We start from the raw sequence: 19640 nt of genomic DNA on the forward strand, positions 1-19640 counted from the left end.
TAGACATAATGACTCCCACACGGTGTTAGCCTCCGCTTTTCGTGGGTTAGCTTAATTCAAAGCCAGAGCCATAATTAGTTTGTCAATTAACTAAACAGCAGAGGCTAACATGAATAAACATAGCATACTTTTTATCGGTCTTGATACACATAAAGAATTCAATGAAGTCGCCTATATTGAAGAACATAGAGGTGCGCAACCTGTTCATCTTGGCCGAGTTTCGTCTTCCAAAGTGGCCGTTCAAAAGCTTGTTCGTCAGTTCGAATCGAAATACCCTGGCGCAACACTTCATTTTGTTTATGAAGCAGGCCCATGTGGTTATTGGATTTACAGATTAATCACAAGCCTTGGCCATTGCTGTTATGTGGTTGCCCCGTCTCTTATTCCTAAAAAACCAGGCGAGAAGATTAAAACCGATAAACGTGATGCTCTTAAGCTTGCTAAATTACTTAAGTCTGAAGATTTAACACCTATCTATGTTCCCGAGCCTGAAGATGAAGCCGTACGCGATTTATCTCGCGCACGCGAAATAGCCATGAAAGATTTAAAAGATGCTAAATATCAATTAAAAGCGTTGCTGCTTCGCAATAATATTAATTACAAAGGCACCGCAAATTGGTCACAAAAACATTTACGTTGGCTCACTGAGCTTGTGCTGCCACATCCCGCGCAGCACATTGTCTTACAAGAGTTTTTACAAACAATTACCGAGCGAATAAGCCGACTTGAAAGACTAGACAATGAACTAACACATCACGTCCATCAATGGCGTTATTATCCCGTTGTTAAAGCAATACAAGCAATGCGAGGTGTTCGCTTGTTGGTCGCCACCGGCGTTGTGGCTGAGCTTGGTGATTTATCGCGCTTCGACCATCCCCGTAAATTAATGAGTTATCTCGGTCTTGTACCCAGTGAACACTCGAGTGGTGGCAAACGCCATATTGGCGCTATCACAAAATGCGGAAACGGCCGAGCAAGACGCCTTCTCGTTGAAGGTGCACACACTTATCGGTATGCGGCAAATATATCGACAGATATGCAAAAACGACAAGAAGGTTTACCAAAGGACATTATTGATATTGCGTGGAAAGCACAACTTAGGCTCTGCAAGCGCTATAAAAAAATGATAGCCAAAGGGAAACACTACAACCTTGTTGTCACCGCAATTGCCCGAGAAATGATTGCGTACATATGGGCCATTGCAAAAGAAGTGGTACTTACGCCAGTGAACGCAAAACTTAGATTGGCAAGAGTACCCGCATGATAAACGAATTAGAGTTAATGCATGGGATCAAGCATCGGGTGTGGCACAACCACCGACGGCGTTAGGATGGCAATGCAGCTAACGCTGCATTGAACCACGAACATAGACTGAAGACAGGTGCCACGACGGAATAAGTAAGGTCTGCTCTGTTGCTAGAAATAGTAATAACCAACGAATATCAGCAAGATAACCGACGAAATTACTTGCTTCATCCTATGTATTAACTCGCTCTAATTCGAGCTGAAGTAATTATGGCTTAAAAAGTGAAGCAAGGATCAGTGTGCTTAACTTGACAGTGGGAGTCATACCAACGCCTCATTCAGAGGCAATAAAATAGTTGGTTAAAATAAGCGAGGCACGAGCAAAACCAACTGTTTTTTGTCCTGCTGAAATGACTTGTTATGTTTTTAATTGACCTAAGTCTGTAGCATTTCCATATTTGAATGTAAAAGATGGGTGGTAACTTTCAACAAAGCCAAAATTATCAGGAATAGCTTTTAAAATTGAGTATTGCTTATCTGCTTGTTTGGCTAATTTAAACAATTTATCATTCTCGACATGGCTAATATATCGAGTCAGTTGCTGTTTTAAAGTATTGTGCTTTTTAGCATTACCACCGGATGCTATTATAACTGGTGCATCGCAAAATTTAATTTCATGACATTTAGCAAACATTTTGGAATGAGAAAAATTTTCTTTGATTTGGTCTATTGCGTCATTTGAATGTTGATTTTTAAGGTTAAACAAATTGTATAACCTTATTGAACCACCAGAATATTTTTCTTCAAAGAGCTTAAATACATAGCGCATCAAAGGATCTAAAGAAAATTCTACGTATTTTTCTTGGTTATCGGGTTCAACGAAAAACGGTAAATCTTTTGACCTTAACCATTCAGTTTGATCTTCCTCGTTCATTGGCAATGCACTGCCAGGATTTAACAAAATGACATTCGCCAAAAGGTCCCAACTATCCCCAAATTGCAAGATAGTTTGATCTCTGAAAAATACTTCCGCTGAATCATCTTTTTCCCACCTTGCAAAACAACGCATAAATACGACTCCGAAATTTGAGAAAAACATAACAATTTTATAGTGCGCTCATCGCGCATATACCTGCCAATGTCACGCTCATGTATTCAATAAATCATTTTTACCAAATAACTTAACACATTGCTATATATAATTTTTTACTAGCACACAAACTCTCAATAAAAGACAAAATGCGCTCGTCGCTCATTTTCTTGAAGATGGGAGCAGTGCAACTATACTGTATATAAATACAGTTACATTATTGGTGGTAATATGAAAACACGCTCTCCATTTTTAAATTATATAGCCGATTATATGTTGGTACGTCAGTATTCATTACGCACCATCGATACCTACCTAAGATGGATTGCATCTTATATCCATTTTCATAATAAACGCCATCCCGCCTCAATGGGAGACAATGAAGTCGAGTGCTACTTAGAACATTTAGTGTTAAAGCAAAACGTTGCACCACGTACGCAAGCCACTGCACTCAATTCATTGTCATTTTTATACAAACATATAATAAAAAACGAACTTTCATTAAATTTAAATTTTGCCCGTAGTAAAAAACAAGCAAAGCTCCCTGTCGTGATGACCCCAGAGGAAGTTAAAATGTTGATGGCTCATTTAAATAAGCGCTATTATTTAATTGCAGCCCTTATGTATGGAAGTGGTTTAAGAGTAATGGAAGCGGTGCAATTAAGGGTGAAAGATATTGATTTTGATTATAAATGTATTCAAGTATGGAATGGCAAAGGAAATAAACATCGTATTGTAACGCTCGCTACAGAGCTGATCCCTATGCTGAGAACTCAAATTTTAAACGTTGATGACTACCTAAAGCTTGATTTAAATAACACTAAATATGCCGGCGCGTGGATGCCATATGCCTTAACAAAAAAATATCCTTCAGCCGCAAAAACACTAGCATGGCAATATTTATTTCCTTCTCATATGTTAAGTTCAGATCCTCAGAGTGGTGAAATAAGGCGACATCATTTTCATCACTCTTGTATTAGAAAAGAGGTTAAAAAAGCCGTCCAAAAATCAGGGTTAACAAAAATAATAACACCTCATACATTAAGGCACTCTTTTGCTACTCATCTACTGCAAAATGGCGCCGATATAAGAACTGTTCAAGCTCAGCTTGGCCATTCTGATGTTAAAACCACACAAATTTATACTCATGTATTGCAGCAAGGTGCAAACGCCGTTATCAACCCTTTTTCAAGATTATAAACTCCCCGATTTAAAACAAAAAAGCATAACCCAAAGAGCTATGCTTTTAATCAACCTTAATCCAGTTCGGTTTACAAACGAATACCGCCGTCTATTTCAACCACGCGACCTGTAAAAAAGTCGTTTTCGATTATGTATTGTGCGGTATGGGCAATTTCGTCGCTTTCGCCTAAGCGCCCTACTGGTGTTACTGCAAGCATACGCTGTTTGGCTTCGGGTTTCATGGCGTCGGTCATGGCGGTGCTTATTACACCTGGAGCAATAGCGCCTACACGTATACCAAATCGACCTAGTTCTTTAGCCCATGTGGTGGTAAGTGCCACTACGCCTGCTTTTGATGCCGCGTAGTTTGTTTGGCCAATGTTACCTGCTCGCGCTACGCTCGACATATTGACTATAACGCCGCCTTTGCCTGATTCAATCATGTGGCTTGCCGCTTCACGGCCTGCTAAAAACACACCGGTCAGGTTTACATCAATCACTGATTGAAATTGCTCAAGAGACATTTTTTTAACGACCTTGCCATCTTTAGCCTTTATAAACATGCCATCGCGTAAAATACCGGCGTTGTTTATAAACACACCAATGTAGCCAAAATCGCTGTTAATGGTATTAAATACGTTTTCTACTTCGCTCTCATTTGTTACGTTTGCAGCATAACCTTTAATATTGCTAGTTACACCTTCAAGCTGCGTTAATTGCTCGCATGCTGTGTTTAATAAGTCTTGTGCCATATCTATTAAAGCAATGTTAGCACCCATAAGTGCAAACTTTTGCGCCATTGCAAAGCCTAAACCTTGTGCGCCACCGGTTATTACTACCGTGTTATTTTTAATTTCCACGCGTTGCTCCTACTTAGAAAACAGTTTAAAAATGGCACTAAAGTCATCACTACCCGCACCTTGGTGCTGTAGCATAGTGTATAAATTTTTAGCCATTGACCCCATAGGGGTTGATGAATTACTTTGCTGCGCGGCTTCCATGGCAAGGCCTAAATCTTTAGCCATTAAATCAACCATAAAGCCTGGTTTATAATCGTTACTAGCAGGGGCTGTATCCATTACATCTGGGCAAGGGTTGTAAAGTTCAAGCGTCCAGTTACGGCCAGAACTTGCGGTCATTATGTCGCTAAGTACTTTAGGGTCGAGGCCGTTATTTATACCCATTTGCAGTGCTTCACTGGTGCCTGCCATTAAAATACTGAGTAGCATGTTATTGCATATTTTTGCTACTTGCCCTGCGCCAATATCGCCTGCATGAAATATGTTTTTACCCATATCACTAAGCACTGTATTTGCTTTATCAAACGCTGCCTTTTCGCCGCCAACAATAAAAGTAAGTGTGCCTGCTGTTGCACCTGCAACGCCGCCCGATACCGGTGCATCTACAAAGCTAATGCCCTTCTCGCCAAGTGTACTGCCCACAATACGTGCTGATTCTGCATCTATTGTTGAGCAATCAATTACTAATGTATTTTTGCTCAGCTTGTTAATTAAACCGCTGTCGTCGTTATTACCTAAGTAAAGCGATTTAACATGCTTGCCCGCAGGTAACATACTAATAAGTACATCAGCGTTAGTTGCGCACTGTTTTGCATCAACTGCTGCTTTTGCGCCTTTGCTTGCAAGTTCATTTACGACCGACTGGTTTAAATCGAACACGCTAACAGTATGCCCAGCGTTAATTAAGTTAGCCGCCATTGGACCGCCCATATTGCCTAAGCCGATAAAACCAATATTGAGTTTAGTCATCGTCTTTCCTTTATTTGTGTGTTGGTGTGTCTAAGCCGTTGAGTGGATGATTTTCGCCAAAGCGATTAGCAAAAAAACTGTCTATTATTGTTTGTGGTACGTCACTTAGTGTTTTGTATTGCCAATTTGGCGCACCGTCTTTATCTATTAGTAGCGCCCTTACACCTTCTTGAAACTCACCTACTTCGCCAGCGCGAACCGACATACCCAGCTCCATTTTAAAACACGCTAATAAGCTTTTGCCTTTGCTTGTTTTTAATTGCTCACTTACAAGTGCGCAGCTTAGTGGGCATCCGTGTTTTAGTGACTTTTGGGCGCGTTGTAGCCATTTATCGTCAGTAGCTAACCCTAAAATATAATCAACCTGCGCTTGCAAGGTTTTAAACTCACCCAGCTTTTGAATTGTTTTTAAATTAGCTTTTACATTGCCTTTTGGCATACGCGCCGACTGGTTGTCTAAATCGGTGAGCAAATCGGTTAATCGATCATGATTTAAGCTCGCAGTTTTGCCCCACTTTGCAGTTAAAATTTGCGCAAGCATGGCATCATATTTATTACTATCGATAAAGTGATCGGCAAGCGATACAAAACGCGCGTCGTCGCAGTTTATAGAGGCCGACGTTAGCCCTAAAAATAGCCCGACGCTTTGTGGCATTTTATGTAAAAAGTAACTGCCGCCTACATCTGGGTATAAACCTATGGTTTGCTCTGGCATGGCAATGCGTGATGTTTCGGTTACAACGCGGTGGCTAGCACCGGCCATTAGCCCTAAACCGCCGCCCATTACTATGCCGTTACCCCAAACAAGGATTGGTTTATCAAAGGTATGAATAAGATAATCAAGCTTGTACTCTAGTGTAAAAAACTCTTCAACTAGGCTTGTTGGTTTACCCTGCGCCATCGCATGATGAAGGCTCACAACATCGCCACCAGCACAAAATGCTTTATCGCCTGCGCCTTTTAACAACACCATTGCAATAGTTTCATCGTCTTGCCAAGCTCGCAATTGCGGCTCAAGTAATTTGATCATCTCAAAATTAAGCGCATTTAATGCTTTTGGTGCATTGAGTGTAATAAGCCCAATTAAACTGCCATTTTCTGCGGTTGCGGTTTCAAATACTACGGGCTCATCGGCGTTATTTAATACTGTTAAAGCACTCATTAGCCGTTTACCCAGTTAGCGCGGCGTTTTTCTAAAAAGGCATTTACGCCTTCTTGTTGATCTTGTGTATCAAACAATCCAACAAACAATTCACGCTCAAGAGGCAATACACTTGCCATCGGTTGATGACGCCCTTTTTGAATCAAAGTTTTACACGCAGCTACCGAGCTAGGGCTTTGATCGGCCACTTGGTTTGCAAGTTTTAATGCCTCTGCAAAGCTTTCACCGTGTGGTACTACTTCTTCTACTAAGCCAATTTGTAGGGCTTTATCGGCTTTTAAGCGCTCGCCGCATAAAATCATGCGTTTTGCCCAGCCTTCGCCTACAAGCCATGCTAAATTTTGTGTACCACCCGCACAGGGTAATAACCCTACTTTAGCTTCAGGCAATGCCATTTGTGCTTGCTCTTCCGCAATACGTATATCGCACGCAAGCGCGACCTCTAGCCCGCCGCCCATTGCGTAACCGTTAATGGCAGCAACCGACACTCCTCTAAAATTAGTAAGCGCTTCAAATGCTTCACCAAATACACGCGACATATCAGCGGCTACGCCTTTATCGCCACTAGCAAATACATTTAGGTCGGCACCCGCGCTAAAAAACTTCTCGCCTTCGCCAGTCAGTACTAATGCATAAATATTTTTATTGTTATTAAGCGCGTTAACGGTATTTTTTAAATCAACTAGGGTGTCTTTTGTCCAGGTGTTTGCTGGCGGATTAGACATAGTTAAAATTGCAACATGACCTTCGGTTGTTAGTTCAATACTCGGATTAGATTTAGATTCTGACATACATTGCTCCTTATAAAACGTCGCTTGCTGACTGCGCTAAAATACGGCGCGCAATAATTACACGCATGATTTCGTTAGTGCCTTCTAAAATTTGATGAACGCGTACATCACGTACATGGCGCTCAAGCGGGTATTCTTTTATGTAACCGTAACCACCATGAATTTGCAGTGCGTCGTTACACACGGTAAAGCCAACATCGGTAGCAAAACGCTTAGCCATGGCGCAGTAAGTGGTTTTTTCAACGTCGTTATTATCAAGTTTAAATGCAGCAAGCCTGACCATTTGGCGCGCGGCTACAAGTTCGGTGTTCATATCGGCAATTTTAAATTGCAGTGCTTGAAACGCAGCCAATGGTTTACCAAATTGAGTGCGCTCTTTTAAGTATTCGCGGGCGGTATTAAGCGCCGCTTGCGCTGTACCAATTGAACATGTGGCAATGTTAATTCGACCGCCATCAAGGCCTTGCATCGCAAATTTAAAGCCTTCGCCCTCTGCCCCTAATAAGTTATGCGCAGGAATACGCACATCTTCAAAGCTAATTAGGCGTGTAGGTTGTGCGTTCCAACCCATTTTTTCTTCTGCTTTGCCGTATTCAACACCTTTTGCGTCGGCCGGGACTACAAATGCCGAAATACCAGCAGCACCTTCGCCGCCAGTACGTGCCATTACAACTAATACTTCGGTTTCGCCAGCGCCCGATATAAACATTTTTGAGCCGTTAATAACGTACTCATCACCCTCAAGCACGGCTTTTGTTTTAAGTGATGCGGCGTCTGAGCCAGAGCCAGGCTCTGTTAAACAATAAGAGGCAAGTAGCTCGCCCATTACTAATTGCTCTACGTATTTGTCTTTAACGGCATCGGTACCAAAACTTGCTACCATCCACGTGGCCATATTATGAATGGTTAACATGGCCGTAGTTGCTGTACAGCCCATAGCAAGTTGTTCAAAAATAATGCTCGAATCTAAACGTGATAAACCAAGGCCGCCTGCTTCCTCTGGCGTGTATAAACCACAAAAACCAAGCTCGCCCGCAGCTTTAATCGTGTCTTTAGGAAAGATATGTTCGCGATCCCATTTTGCGGCATGGGGCGCAAGTTCTGACTCGGCAAATTGACGTGCAGTTTGTGCAAAGGCTTGTTGATCTTCAGATAAGTTAAAGTCCATGGTAGACCTCTTTAATTGTGTTAGTTGTGTTGTTAGTGTTTCCCGTTACAGGGATAGTTTGTGACGAGCGGCGAAGGCTTATGTGTGTGTTGTGTGTGAAGTAGCCTTCGCGCCCATCTTTTTTATTAATTATTCTTTTATTTACTCATTTTTTAATTACGATTATTTTAAGTTAATACTCATGTTTGGGCCCGACGCAATGTCGTCTTCAAACCAACGTGATGTAATTGTTTTAGTTTCTGTGTAAAAACGAATACCTTGTTTACCGTACGTGTGTGTATCGCCATAAAACGAGCCTTTCCAACCAGTGAACGAAAAGAACGGAAGTGGCACCGGAATTGGCACATTAATACCTACTTGGCCTACTTCAATTTCGTGTTGGAATTTACGAGCCACTGCGCCGCTTGAGGTAAATAACGAGGTGCCGTTACCGTAAGGGCTGTCGTTAATAAGGGCGATTGCTTCTTCAAGCGTGTCTACAAACATACACGCTAGTACTGGACCAAATATTTCTTCTTTGTATAAATCCATCTCTTTGGTTACGTCAGTAAATAACGTTGGGCCAACCCAGTTACCTTGCTCATACCCTTCAACCGTAAAGTCAGAGCCATCAATTAAACAGGTAGCGCCTTGCTCTTTACCACCAGCAATGAGTGATAAAATACGTGCCTTTGCTGCTTTTGATGTTTGTGGACCGTATGCCGCGTTTGCATCATCCCACACGCCTGGGCGTACATTTTCAAAGCCTGCTTTTATTTCATCTACCCACTGACTTGCTTGACCTACAAACACAGCAACCGAAATACCCATACAACGCTGGCCAGCAGCACCGACAGATGCGCCTACTAGGTTGTTTACAACGTGCGATTTACTTGCATCAGGCATAATAACCATGTGGTTTTTAGCGCCAACACACGCTTGCACGCGTTTAAGATTTTGTGTGCCTTTAGAATAAATATAAGCACCTACACCACACGAGCCTACAAACGAAATAGCACGCACTGCTTTATCTTCTAATAGGCGGTCTACTTGTGGTTTTGTACCATGAACAACCTGTAATACGCCTTTTGGTGCGCCGGCTTCAATAAATAGCTCAGCTAAGCGCATTGGTGTAAGTGGATCTTGCTCTGACGGTTTTAAAATAAAGGTGTTACCACACACAATAGCCAGCGGGAACATCCAAAGTGGGATCATTGCAGGAAAGTTAAATGGTGTTACGCCCGCACATACGCCAAGTGGCTGCATGTAAGAATACGTATCGATTTTACGCGCTACGTTTTCCATTGTTTCACCCATCATTAATGATGGTGCGTTTGCTGCTTGTTCTACTACTTCAATACCGCGCCAAACATCGCCTTTTGCATCTTCAAATGTTTTACCCAATTCATGGCAAATAATGGTAGCAAGCTCATCATGATGTTCTTTTAATAGCGCCGCGTACTTCATCATAATGCGAGCACGTTCAGTAATAGGTACGTCTTTCCATGTTTTAAACGTCTCAGAAGCTGAGGCAATTGCCGCGTCCATTTCTGATTCTGTGGTACATGGCACTTGTGCAAGTACTTCTTGAGTTGCTGGGTTTATAACATCGATAAGCTCTTTTGATGCTGATTGAATAAATTCGCCATTAATAAGTAGTGGTACTTGGTGCATGATTAAATCCTAGTGTGTGAGTTGTGTGTTCTCTTTTAAAATTGGTAGCGCCGCTTTGTTAGTATTATTAGTGCAGCGCTTTTATAGTTATTCGTACAGCTTTCTTATAACTATTAAATACCTAGTTAATACGCTTCTACGGCCATAGCAACCGCTTCACCGCCACCAATACATAAAGACGCAATGCCTTTTTTAAGGCCTCGGTTTTTAAGGGCATGAATAAGCGTTACTAAAATACGCGCGCCGCTTGCACCAATTGGATGACCCAATGCACATGCACCGCCATTAACGTTTACTTTGCTTTCATCAAGTTTTAACTCGTTAATAGCCAGCATGGTTACCATGGCAAATGCTTCGTTAATTTCCCAAAGATCAACATCGTTTACAGCCCAACCTGCTTTTTCAAGCACGCTGTTCATAGCCCCTACTGGCGCTACTGTAAATTCACTTGGTTTTTGAGAATGCGTGCTGTGCGCCACAATTTTACAAAGCGGCGTTAAGCCCTGCTCTTTTGCTTTTGATTCGCTCATTAATATAAGCGCTGCGCCACCGTCTGAAATTGACGATGAATTAGCGGCTGTAATAGTGCCGTCTTTTTTAAAAGCTGCACGTAAGGTAGGAATTTTTTCTGGGCGGGCGTTACCTGGTTGCTCGTCAATCGATACTGTTACATCGCCTTTGCGTGTTTGCATTGTATGGGGTGCAACTTCGTTATCAAAGCTACCGTTTTGTATCGCGGCTTTAGCTTTACTTAATGAGCCTAATGCAAACGCATCCATTTGCTCGCGACCAATGCCGTATTCATCGGCGGTGTCTTGTGCAAAACAACCCATAGCTTTGTTGTCGTAAGCGTCTTCAAGGCCATCGCTCATCATGTGATCTTTTATTTCGCCATGTCCCATGCGCATACCGCCACGCGCTTTTGGTATAAAGTACGGTGCATTTGTCATGCTCTCCATGCCACCAGCAATAGCAGATTGAATTGAGCCCGCTTTAATTAAATCGTTTGCAAGCATGGCTGCTTTTAAACCAGAGCCACATACTTTGTTAATTGTTGTAGCGCCAGTGCTAAGTGCAAGGCCTGCTTTTAACATTGCTTGGCGTGCAGGTGCTTGTCCAAGGCCTGCTGGTAATACACAGCCCATAATTACTTCGTCTATTGCATCATTAGCTAAACCAGTTTGTGTGAGTACACTTGCAATGGCGGTAGCGCCAAGCTCGGTAGACTGCGCATCACTTAACGCTCCCATAAAACCACCCATTGGGGTGCGTTTTGCTGCTACAATTACCACTGATTCTAAAGTCATAACTAACTCCATTGTATTTATATGCAAATAGTTGTTAGTATATTTGCTCTATTAATTTAGTATTCATTTATTATTTAATACCCTTACACAATACTAACGTTTACGCCAACGTCAACTAAAAACAGCTTAATTTTTAGTTTTATAAGTGTAAGGATTATTTTCCATCGGTTAGACTACACTGATAAAATAAAAATAACCCATTGAATATTAATAATATAAATCAATACCTCGCTTAAACATCCCTTTATAAATAGTTTCAAACCACACCAAGCTTTACCTTTACGTAAACTTCACTTATATTGGAGTTATTCGAATGAGGTAAATACAATTATGAAACCAGATAATCAAACAAACTTTGCAAGCTCAGCCAAAATGCCGGCCAGTAATGAACAAACATTTAGCATTAGCGAACTCGCTAAAGAATTTGACATTACAACCCGCTCTATTCGCTTTTACGAAGACCAAGGGTTAATAACGCCAGAACGTAATGGTCAAACCCGTATTTATTCAAAACGCGATAAAGTGCGTTTAAAACTAATATTACGTGGTAAGCGCCTTGGCTTTACATTGGCCGAAACCGGTCGTTTGTTTGAACTGTACGACGCAGATAAATCAAGCGCTAAGCAGTTGGTTACTATGCTTGACCTTATTTCAGAAAAAAAAGCAGACCTATCTCAACAAATGGACGACATTAAAGTTGTTCTTATGGAGTTGGTGACGGCCGAGCGCCGCTGCAGAGACACGCTTAATAAAATAGACGAGTAAGTTTATTTTTAAAATAACAACACACTGACAACACACACGTCACACAGGAATGAATCATGAGCACTATTTCACTATATAAAGAATTGAACTTTGGCCTTGGCGAAACCGCCGATATGATCCGCGACCACGTAAACAGTTTTGCGAGTCAGGAGATTGCCCCGCTTGCTGAAAAAACGGACTTAGATAACGCTTTTCCAAATCAACTTTGGTCTCAAATGGGCGAAATGGGCGTACTAGGTATGACCGTATCTGAAGAACTTGGCGGCGCCGGTTTAGGTTACTTAGAACATGTTATTGCTATGGAAGAAATAAGCCGTGCTAGTGCCTCTATAGGGTTAAGCTATGGAGCACATTCAAACCTGTGCGTTAATCAAATTAACCGTAACGGGTCACAAGCTCAAAAAGAAAAATACTTACCTAAGCTTATTAGTGGTGAGCACATTGGTGCCCTTGCAATGAGCGAGCCTAATGCGGGCTCTGACGTTGTATCGATGAAACTCAAAGCCGAAAAAAAAGGAGATAAGTACATTTTAAACGGTAATAAAATGTGGATCACCAATGGTCCAGACGCGCACACGTTAGTTATTTACGCTAAAACAGATTTAAACGCCGGCGCTAAAGGTATTACCGCGTTTATTGTTGAAAGTAACTTTCCTGGTTTTTCAACAGCGCAAAAGCTCGACAAACTGGGCATGCGCGGCTCAAATACCTGTGAGTTAGTATTTGAAAACTGCGAAGTACCCGAGGAAAACATTTTAGGTAACTTAAACGAAGGCGTTAAAGTACTTATGAGTGGCCTTGATTACGAACGCGTAGTACTTGCAGCGGGCCCGCTTGGCATAATGCAAGCGTGTATGGACATAGTGGTACCGTACATTCATGAGCGTAAACAGTTTGATACCCCTATTGGTCAATTTCAGTTAATTCAAGGCAAAATAGCCGACATGTATACACAAATGAATGCTGCGCGCTCATACGTATACACGGTAGCTAAAGCGTGTGACCGAGGCGAAACCACCCGTAAAGATGCCGCCGGTGCCATTTTATACGCCGCAGAGCTTGCAACTAAAATGGCGCTAGATGCAATTCAAATTTTAGGTGGCAATGGCTACATAAACGAATACGCAACGGGTCGTCTTCTTCGTGACGCTAAATTATACGAAATTGGTGCAGGTACATCCGAAATTCGTCGCATGCTTATTGGCCGCGAACTTTTCACAGAAAGCCGTTAAGGATTAAACCATGACTATTTTAAAATCGAGCGTTAATCCTCACGATCCAACGTTTGTGCAAAACCATAAAAATATGTCAGCGCTGGTGGATGATTTACGCAGTAAAGTAGCAACAATTAGCCAAGGCGGAGGCGCTGCATTAAAAGAGCGCCACGAAGGCCGTGGTAAATTATTTGTACGCGACCGCATAAATACATTAATTGACGAAGGCTCACCGTTTTTAGAAATTTCGCAATTTGCTGCCTTTGGTGTGTACGAACAAGCAATACCTTGTGCAGGCGTTGTAGCCGGTATTGGCCGTGTTAAAGGCGTTGAATGCATGATTATTGCAAACGATGCCACGGTTAAAGGCGGTACATATTTTCCGCTTACCGTTAAAAAGCATTTACGCGCACAAGATATCGCCGAGCGTTGCCACTTACCATGTATTTATTTGGTGGATTCGGGCGGTGCAAATCTGCCAGAGCAAGATGATGTATTTCCAGATAAGCTGCATTTTGGTCGTATTTTTTACAATCAAGCCCGTATGTCGGGTAAAGGCATTCCACAAATTGCTGTAGTAATGGGCTTATGTACCGCAGGTGGTGCGTACGTACCTGCAATGGCCGATGAAAGTATTATTGTAAAAGATCAAGGCACTATATTTTTAGCAGGTCCGCCCCTTGTAAAAGCAGCAACCGGCGAAGAAGTAACTGCCGAAGAACTTGGCGGCGCCGATGTGCACTGTAAAATTTCGGGTGTTGCCGATCACTACGCAGAAAACGACACCCATGCGCTGTCTATTGCGCGCCAATGTATTGAGCGTATTAATTATACACGCCCTACGGCCCCTCTTCTAGATGATGTAAAACCACCCCGTTACGATATAAACGAGCTTTACGGCATTGTGGGCACCGACCTTAAAAAGCCATTTGATGTACGCGAAGTAATAGCGCGCACAGTGGACGACTCATCATTTGATGAATTTAAACGTTACTTTGGTGAAACGCTGGTCACCGGTTTTGCCAGTATTTACGGCAATCCTGTTGGCATAGTAGCTAATAACGGTATTTTATTTAGTGAGTCGGCGCAAAAAGGCGCGCACTTTATTCAACTGTGTGCTCAGCGCAATATTCCTTTAGTATTTTTACAAAATATTACCGGCTTTATGGTGGGTAAAAAATACGAAGCCGAAGGTATTGCTAAGCACGGCGCTAAAATGGTGATGGCGGTTTCGTGTGCTGATGTGCCTAAATTCACAGTACTTATTGGCGGCTCTTACGGCGCAGGTAACTACGGGATGTGTGGCCGTGCATTTGAACCAACCATGATGTGGATGTGGCCTAATGCCCGTATTTCGGTAATGGGCGGCGAGCAAGCAGCCGGTGTAATGGCGCAAGTTAAACAAGATGGTTTAGCACGCAAAGGCCAAACCATGAGCGAGCAAGAAATCAGTGATTTTAAAAAGCCAATTATTGATCAGTACGAACAGCAAGGTCATCCGTATTACGCCAGCGCACGCTTGTGGGATGACGGCATTATAGACCCTGCTGACACGCGTAATGTATTAGGTCTTGCGTTAACAGCTGCGAATAACGCACCAAAACGTGATTCGAAATTTGGCGTATTTAGAATGTAACCGGAGCGCAAAATGTCAGTAACACTACAAATAACAAAATCTAATGTGGCTGTACTTGTGTTAAGTCGCCCAGAAAAAAGAAACGCATTTAACAGTGAAGTAATACATGAGCTGATCCAGTGTATTGAACATGCAAATACGCTTGATATTCGTGCTTTGGTTTTAAAAACAGAAGGTAAACACTTTTCAGCCGGTGCCGATTTAGCCTGGATGAAATCAATGGCTGATAACAATTACACCGATAACCTAGCTGATTCAATGCAATTAGCTAAATTAATGCAGGTATTGGCAAGCTCCCCACATCCTACAATTTGTACTGTGCAAGGTGCCGCTTTTGGTGGTGCTCTGGGCTTAATAGCCTGTTGCGACATAGCCCTTAGTAAAGACGATGCACAATTTTGTTTAAGTGAAGTAAAACTGGGTCTTATTCCGGCGGTTATTAGTCCATACGTTATTAAAGCTATTGGTGAGCGCGCTGCTCGCAGGTACTTTTTAACGGCTGAAGTGTTTGATGCCCATACTGCTAAGCAACTTGGCTTAATTCATCAAGTAACCGGTAATTTAGACTGTGCGCTCGATAATATGCTGCAAACACTGATTGATAACGGACCTGTTGCAGTAAAAGCCGCAAAAGCATTAATTAACGATGTAGCAAATAAAGAAATTACCGATGAACTCATTGAGCTTACCGCAGAGCGTATTGCAAAAATTCGCGTATCTGAAGAAGGTCAAGAAGGGCTAAGTGCTTTTTTTGATAAACGCTCACCCGCTTGGCAACTGTAGGATTGATTATGAACACACAACGATTACAAAAAATACTGATTGCCAATCGTGGAGAAATTGCGTGCCGTGTAATGCGCAGCGCAAAACAAATGGGCTTAACCACGGTCGCGGTTTACTCTGATGCAGACAAACATGCCCAGCACGTAAAAATGGCTGACGAGGCTTACCATATTGGTGCCGCGCCAAGTAAAGATTCGTATTTAGTAGCAGACAAAATTTTACAAGTTGCCAAAGACTGCGGCGCTGACTGTATTCACCCAGGCTATGGTTTTTTATCTGAGAACAGCGAATTTGCTAAAGCCTGCGAAGCTAATAACATTGCTTTTATAGGGCCACCAGCAAGTAGCATTGAAGCAATGGGGTCTAAAACCCGCGCTAAAGAAATAATGGCAGCTGCTAATGTACCGTTAGTGCCTGGTTATTACGGTGATAAGCAAGACCCTGCTTTTTTACAAAGTGAAGCTGAAAAAATTGGCTACCCTGTACTCATTAAAGCGGCCTTTGGTGGCGGTGGTAAAGGCATGCGTGTGGTTGAAAAAGCACAAGACTTTATGAGCGCACTACAAGGTGCGCAACGTGAAGCAATTGCCGGTTTTGGTAACGACTTAGTGTTATTAGAGCGCTATGTAAACCAACCTCGCCATGTAGAAGTGCAAGTATTTGCAGATAACCATGGCAACTGTGTTTATTTAGGCGATCGTGATTGTTCTTTGCAACGTCGTCATCAAAAAGTAATTGAAGAAGCCCCTGCTCCGGGTTTATCTGACGAACTACGCAAAGAAATGGGCGAAGCGGCTGTACGTTGTGCACTGGCTATAAATTATAGAGGCGCAGGTACGGTTGAGTTTTTACTGTGTGGCGATGAATTTTTCTTTATGGAAATGAATACGCGCCTTCAAGTAGAACACCCAGTGACCGAAATGGTAACGGGTGTAGATTTAGTCAATTGGCAAATTAATATTGCGGGTGGGCAAACATTGCCACTGACACAAAGTGATATTCAATTGCAGGGTCATAGCTTTGAAGCGCGAATATACGCAGAAGATCCAGCTAACGACTTTATCCCGTGTTCGGGCACTATTGAAGCACTACACACACCGCTTAACAGTGAATTTGTACGCATTGATACAGGCATTGCACAAGGCGACGAAATTAGCCCGTTTTACGACCCGATGATTGCAAAACTTATTGTGCACGACGACAATCGCGAACAAGCACTGAGCCGCTTACAACAAGCCCTTGAGCAATTTCATTTAGCAGGTTTTAGCACTAACATTGGCTTTTTACATAATTTAGCAAGCCATCCTACGTTTAAACAAGGTGCGCCAAGCACACACTTTATTGCTGAGCAGGGTGATTCGTTAGTTGCGGTTGATGAGCAACTGTTGCAAGCAAGCCAACTTATTGGTGCTTTTGCCTATTTAGAATCGCTAACTAACACCCAAAATGCGCAATACAGTGCAAGCCCGTGGCAACAACTGAGTGGTTTTACACTCAATGCACCACAAGCAATTAAAGTCCCTTTTGCCGATTTACAGCTAAGCGCTATAAAAACGACAGCGGGCTATAATATTACGCATAACGAGCATGTATTTAAACTACAAGGCACATTAAATAATAATCTGTGCACTGTATTTATTAATGGTGAAAAACATAGCGCGCACGTAACTACGGTTGGTAATAGTACTGCGGGCAATATTGTCACTGTTATGAATAAAGCACTGCAAACTAAGCTTGAACTAGTTGATAAACATTATATTAGTTCGCACGAAAGCGAAGCTTTGCCACTTGCCGCGCCGCTTAATGGCACAGTAGTTAAGCACTTAATCGACATTGGTAGCACAATTACCAAAGGCGATGCGGTTGTTATTATCGAAGCCATGAAAATGGAATACACGCTTAACGCACCACATGACGGCATTTTAAAAAGCTACTGTTTTGGTGAAGGCGAATTAGTAACGCATGGAGCCTTACTTGCTATTGTCGAAGATACAACTGAGGAAGGTGCATAATGAGTGCCTTTCCAAATAAAGTACGTATTGTTGAAGTTGGCGCGCGAGACGGCCTACAAAACGAAAAGACAGTAAGCACAGCCGATAAAGTAGCGCTTATTAACGCCCTAAGTGCTGCAGGTTTAAAAGATATTGAAGCGGGCGCGTTTGTCTCCCCTAAGTGGGTGCCGCAAATGGCAGACTCAGCGGATGTAATATCAGCCCTTGATTTACCCAATGTAAATTTAAGCGCCCTTACACCTAACTTAAAAGGTGCACAAGCAGCGCACGCTGTTGGCATTAAAGAATTTGCTATATTTACAGCTGCGAGTGAGTCGTTTTGTCAAAAAAATATCAACTGCTCAATAGACGAAAGTATTGAACGCTTTAGTGAAGTAATAGCGTTTGCTAAAGCGAATAATATTCGTGTACGTGGTTATGTAAGCTGTGTACTCGGTTGCCCATACGAGGGGGAGATTGACCCGCAAGTAGTACTTAAGGTATCGCAAAAGCTATTAGATTTAGGCTGTTACGAAGTAAGCCTTGGCGATACCATAGGTGTTGGCACCGCTAAAAAAGTAACGCAATTAATCGAGTTACTTTTAACGCACATTGATAAAGCCAAGTTGGCCGTGCATTTTCATGATACATACGGCCAAGCGCTCACAAATATTTACGCAGCTTTAAGCCTAGGTATTGCAACGGTTGACGCGGCAGTCGCGGGCCTTGGTGGCTGTCCTTATGCTAAGGGAGCGTCAGGAAATGTTGCCACCGAAGATGTAGTTTACTTACTGCAAGGGCTTGGCATTGAACACTCAATTGATTTACAAAGGTTAAGTGACGCTGGCTGGGAAATAACCAAAGCACTTGGTAAGCAACCTGTGAGCAAAGTATCTGTGGCACTGCACACAAAATAACCTGAGCTCTGGATAATAAATCTATCTCGAGCAGCTATTTTCAGCACTAACTGCGTTGAATTTACTTGCAATAGGCCAGCTATTGACGCGTAAATTCGCCTTGTTTTCACTGAAAATCTCTGGCTAGAGAAAATAAATTTAAATATCACCCTGATTCATATGTTAGTAAATCTATTAACCAGAGTTCAGGTTAAATAGCTATCTTATGAAATGATGATTAAAGATAGTTAACAACAAATAGCACACAATGAGGAGAGACTCATGGCCGGTTTTGATAAGGTAGTTTCTAGTTACGAAGCTGCAATGGAAGGATTAAAAGACGGCGATACCATTATTGCCGGTGGTTTTGGTTTATGTGGTATTCCTGAGGGCTTAATTAAACAAATTAAGCACATGCAAACAAAAAACTTAACCGTAGTATCTAATAACTGTGGTGTTGATGACTTTGGTTTAGGTATTTTATTACAAGACAAACAAATTAAAAAAGTAGTTGCCTCGTACGTTGGCGAAAATGCCCTATTCGAGCAGCAGTTATTAAGTGGCGAAATTGATGTAGAGCTTACGCCTCAAGGTACACTAGCTGAAAAAATGCGTGCTGGTGGCGCGGGTATACCTGCGTTTTACACCGCAACCGGTTACGGTACTCCTGTGGCTGAGGGTAAAGACGTAAAAGAGTTTAATGGTCGCCCGTATATTTTAGAAGAATCTATAACGGGTGAATTTGCTATTGTTAAAGCGTGGAAAGCCGACCGCTTTGGTAATTTAGTGTTTAGACATACCGCCATGAACTTTAATCCAATGGCGGCAACAGCAGGTAAAATTACCGTTGCTGAAGTAGAAGAAATTGTAGAGCCGGGTGAGCTTGAACCAAGCCAAATTCATACCCCAGGTATTTTTGTAAATCGCGTTATTAAAGGCAGCTTTGAAAAACGCATTGAACGTGTAACAACACGAGATTAAGCAGGAG

Annotated in this window: 17 protein-coding genes; 9 read left to right on the top strand and 8 right to left on the bottom strand. The window is 42.3% G+C overall.

Translation table 11 applies throughout. The features are described from left to right. Positions 1-109: 109 nt before the first annotated feature. Positions 110-1264 (top strand): IS110 family transposase, encoded by a 1155-nt coding sequence (locus tag H5126_RS18590; RefSeq protein ID WP_182715382.1) that lies wholly within the window; start codon positions 110-112, stop codon positions 1262-1264. Positions 1265-1663: 399 nt separating this feature from the next. Here H5126_RS18590 and H5126_RS18595 read toward each other — a convergent pair whose 3' ends face one another. Continuing rightward, a complete protein-coding gene (locus H5126_RS18595; RefSeq protein WP_182721461.1) occupies positions 1664-2314 on the bottom strand; it encodes a hypothetical protein in 651 nt (216 codons plus the stop codon). Positions 2315-2566: 252 nt separating this feature from the next. Here H5126_RS18595 and H5126_RS18600 point away from each other — a divergent pair, with 252 nt between their 5' ends. Next, positions 2567-3535, top strand: coding sequence for an integron integrase (locus tag H5126_RS18600; RefSeq protein WP_182721460.1), 969 nt, complete (start codon positions 2567-2569; stop codon positions 3533-3535). Positions 3536-3606: 71 nt separating this feature from the next. Here the strand turns inward: H5126_RS18600 and H5126_RS18605 are convergent, their stop codons facing one another. From H5126_RS18605 to H5126_RS18635, 7 genes are all read right to left on the bottom strand, one after another. Further along, positions 3607-4377, bottom strand: coding sequence for an SDR family oxidoreductase (locus H5126_RS18605; RefSeq protein WP_182721459.1), 771 nt, complete (start codon positions 4375-4377; stop codon positions 3607-3609). 9 nt (positions 4378-4386) lie between these two features. Continuing rightward, positions 4387-5286, bottom strand: a complete 900-nt coding sequence (gene mmsB, locus H5126_RS18610) for a 3-hydroxyisobutyrate dehydrogenase (protein WP_182721458.1) — start codon at positions 5284-5286, stop codon at positions 4387-4389. 10 nt (positions 5287-5296) lie between these two features. Further along, the gene (locus H5126_RS18615; RefSeq protein ID WP_182721457.1) at positions 5297-6448 is read right to left on the bottom strand and encodes an enoyl-CoA hydratase/isomerase family protein; all 1152 of its coding nucleotides are present in this window, start codon (positions 6446-6448) and stop codon (positions 5297-5299) included. Beyond that, complete coding sequence (locus H5126_RS18620; protein WP_182715375.1) at positions 6448-7239, bottom strand: enoyl-CoA hydratase; 792 nt, start codon at positions 7237-7239, stop codon at positions 6448-6450. The genes H5126_RS18615 and H5126_RS18620 overlap by 1 nt, the downstream gene beginning before the upstream one ends. Before the next feature lie 10 nt (positions 7240-7249). Next, positions 7250-8407 (bottom strand): acyl-CoA dehydrogenase family protein, encoded by a 1158-nt coding sequence (locus H5126_RS18625; protein ID WP_182715374.1) that lies wholly within the window; start codon positions 8405-8407, stop codon positions 7250-7252. A gap of 162 nt (positions 8408-8569) precedes the next feature. Continuing rightward, complete coding sequence (locus tag H5126_RS18630; RefSeq protein WP_024604003.1) at positions 8570-10060, bottom strand: CoA-acylating methylmalonate-semialdehyde dehydrogenase; 1491 nt, start codon at positions 10058-10060, stop codon at positions 8570-8572. 125 nt (positions 10061-10185) lie between these two features. Further along, complete coding sequence (locus H5126_RS18635) at positions 10186-11367, bottom strand: acetyl-CoA C-acyltransferase (RefSeq protein ID WP_024595699.1); 1182 nt, start codon at positions 11365-11367, stop codon at positions 10186-10188. 330 nt (positions 11368-11697) lie between these two features. Here H5126_RS18635 and H5126_RS18640 point away from each other — a divergent pair, with 330 nt between their 5' ends. The 7 genes from H5126_RS18640 (at position 11698) to H5126_RS18670 (ending at position 19633) form a co-directional block, all read left to right on the top strand. Continuing rightward, positions 11698-12132: a MerR family DNA-binding transcriptional regulator gene (locus tag H5126_RS18640; RefSeq protein ID WP_008135264.1), complete on the top strand. Its 435-nt coding sequence runs from the start codon at positions 11698-11700 to the stop codon at positions 12130-12132. 56 nt (positions 12133-12188) lie between these two features. Then, positions 12189-13364 carry an isovaleryl-CoA dehydrogenase gene (locus tag H5126_RS18645; RefSeq protein ID WP_182720866.1) on the top strand — a complete coding sequence of 392 codons (1176 nt, stop codon included), beginning with the start codon at positions 12189-12191 and terminating at the stop codon, positions 13362-13364. 10 nt (positions 13365-13374) lie between these two features. Next, positions 13375-14982 (top strand): carboxyl transferase domain-containing protein, encoded by a 1608-nt coding sequence (locus H5126_RS18650; RefSeq protein ID WP_182720865.1) that lies wholly within the window; start codon positions 13375-13377, stop codon positions 14980-14982. Between the two features lie 12 nt (positions 14983-14994). After that, a complete protein-coding gene (locus tag H5126_RS18655; protein WP_182720864.1) occupies positions 14995-15765 on the top strand; it encodes an enoyl-CoA hydratase/isomerase family protein in 771 nt (256 codons plus the stop codon). An 8-nt stretch (positions 15766-15773) separates the two neighbouring features. Further along, positions 15774-17777, top strand: a complete 2004-nt coding sequence (locus tag H5126_RS18660; RefSeq protein ID WP_182720863.1) for an acetyl/propionyl/methylcrotonyl-CoA carboxylase subunit alpha — start codon at positions 15774-15776, stop codon at positions 17775-17777. Further along, positions 17777-18673 carry a hydroxymethylglutaryl-CoA lyase gene (locus H5126_RS18665; RefSeq protein ID WP_182720862.1) on the top strand — a complete coding sequence of 299 codons (897 nt, stop codon included), beginning with the start codon at positions 17777-17779 and terminating at the stop codon, positions 18671-18673. The genes H5126_RS18660 and H5126_RS18665 overlap by 1 nt, the downstream gene beginning before the upstream one ends. Before the next feature lie 261 nt (positions 18674-18934). Further along, positions 18935-19633, top strand: a complete 699-nt coding sequence (locus H5126_RS18670; protein ID WP_008135270.1) for a CoA transferase subunit A — start codon at positions 18935-18937, stop codon at positions 19631-19633. Positions 19634-19640 lie beyond the last annotated feature (7 nt).

The organism is Pseudoalteromonas sp. SG45-3 (assembly GCF_014164075.1).
In the GTDB taxonomy this organism is placed as follows: Bacteria; Pseudomonadota; Gammaproteobacteria; order Enterobacterales; family Alteromonadaceae; genus Pseudoalteromonas; species Pseudoalteromonas distincta.

Bases quoted from the DNA above. Each gene is read 5' to 3' on its own strand.
- H5126_RS18590 (WP_182715382.1), top strand. From the start codon at position 110: ATGAATAAACATAGCATACTTTTTATCGGTCTTGATACACATAAAGAA.
- H5126_RS18595 (WP_182721461.1), bottom strand. From the start codon at position 2,314: ATGCGTTGTTTTGCAAGGTGGGAAAAAGATGATTCAGCGGAAGTATTT.
- H5126_RS18600 (WP_182721460.1), top strand. From the start codon at position 2,567: ATGAAAACACGCTCTCCATTTTTAAATTATATAGCCGATTATATGTTG.
- mmsB (WP_182721458.1), bottom strand. From the start codon at position 5,286: ATGACTAAACTCAATATTGGTTTTATCGGCTTAGGCAATATGGGCGGT.
- H5126_RS18615 (WP_182721457.1), bottom strand. From the start codon at position 6,448: ATGAGTGCTTTAACAGTATTAAATAACGCCGATGAGCCCGTAGTATTT.
- H5126_RS18620 (WP_182715375.1), bottom strand. From the start codon at position 7,239: ATGTCAGAATCTAAATCTAATCCGAGTATTGAACTAACAACCGAAGGT.
- H5126_RS18625 (WP_182715374.1), bottom strand. From the start codon at position 8,407: ATGGACTTTAACTTATCTGAAGATCAACAAGCCTTTGCACAAACTGCA.
- H5126_RS18630 (WP_024604003.1), bottom strand. From the start codon at position 10,060: ATGCACCAAGTACCACTACTTATTAATGGCGAATTTATTCAATCAGCA.
- H5126_RS18635 (WP_024595699.1), bottom strand. From the start codon at position 11,367: ATGACTTTAGAATCAGTGGTAATTGTAGCAGCAAAACGCACCCCAATG.
- H5126_RS18640 (WP_008135264.1), top strand. From the start codon at position 11,698: ATGAAACCAGATAATCAAACAAACTTTGCAAGCTCAGCCAAAATGCCG.
- H5126_RS18645 (WP_182720866.1), top strand. From the start codon at position 12,189: ATGAGCACTATTTCACTATATAAAGAATTGAACTTTGGCCTTGGCGAA.
- H5126_RS18650 (WP_182720865.1), top strand. From the start codon at position 13,375: ATGACTATTTTAAAATCGAGCGTTAATCCTCACGATCCAACGTTTGTG.
- H5126_RS18655 (WP_182720864.1), top strand. From the start codon at position 14,995: ATGTCAGTAACACTACAAATAACAAAATCTAATGTGGCTGTACTTGTG.
- H5126_RS18660 (WP_182720863.1), top strand. From the start codon at position 15,774: ATGAACACACAACGATTACAAAAAATACTGATTGCCAATCGTGGAGAA.
- H5126_RS18665 (WP_182720862.1), top strand. From the start codon at position 17,777: ATGAGTGCCTTTCCAAATAAAGTACGTATTGTTGAAGTTGGCGCGCGA.
- H5126_RS18670 (WP_008135270.1), top strand. From the start codon at position 18,935: ATGGCCGGTTTTGATAAGGTAGTTTCTAGTTACGAAGCTGCAATGGAA.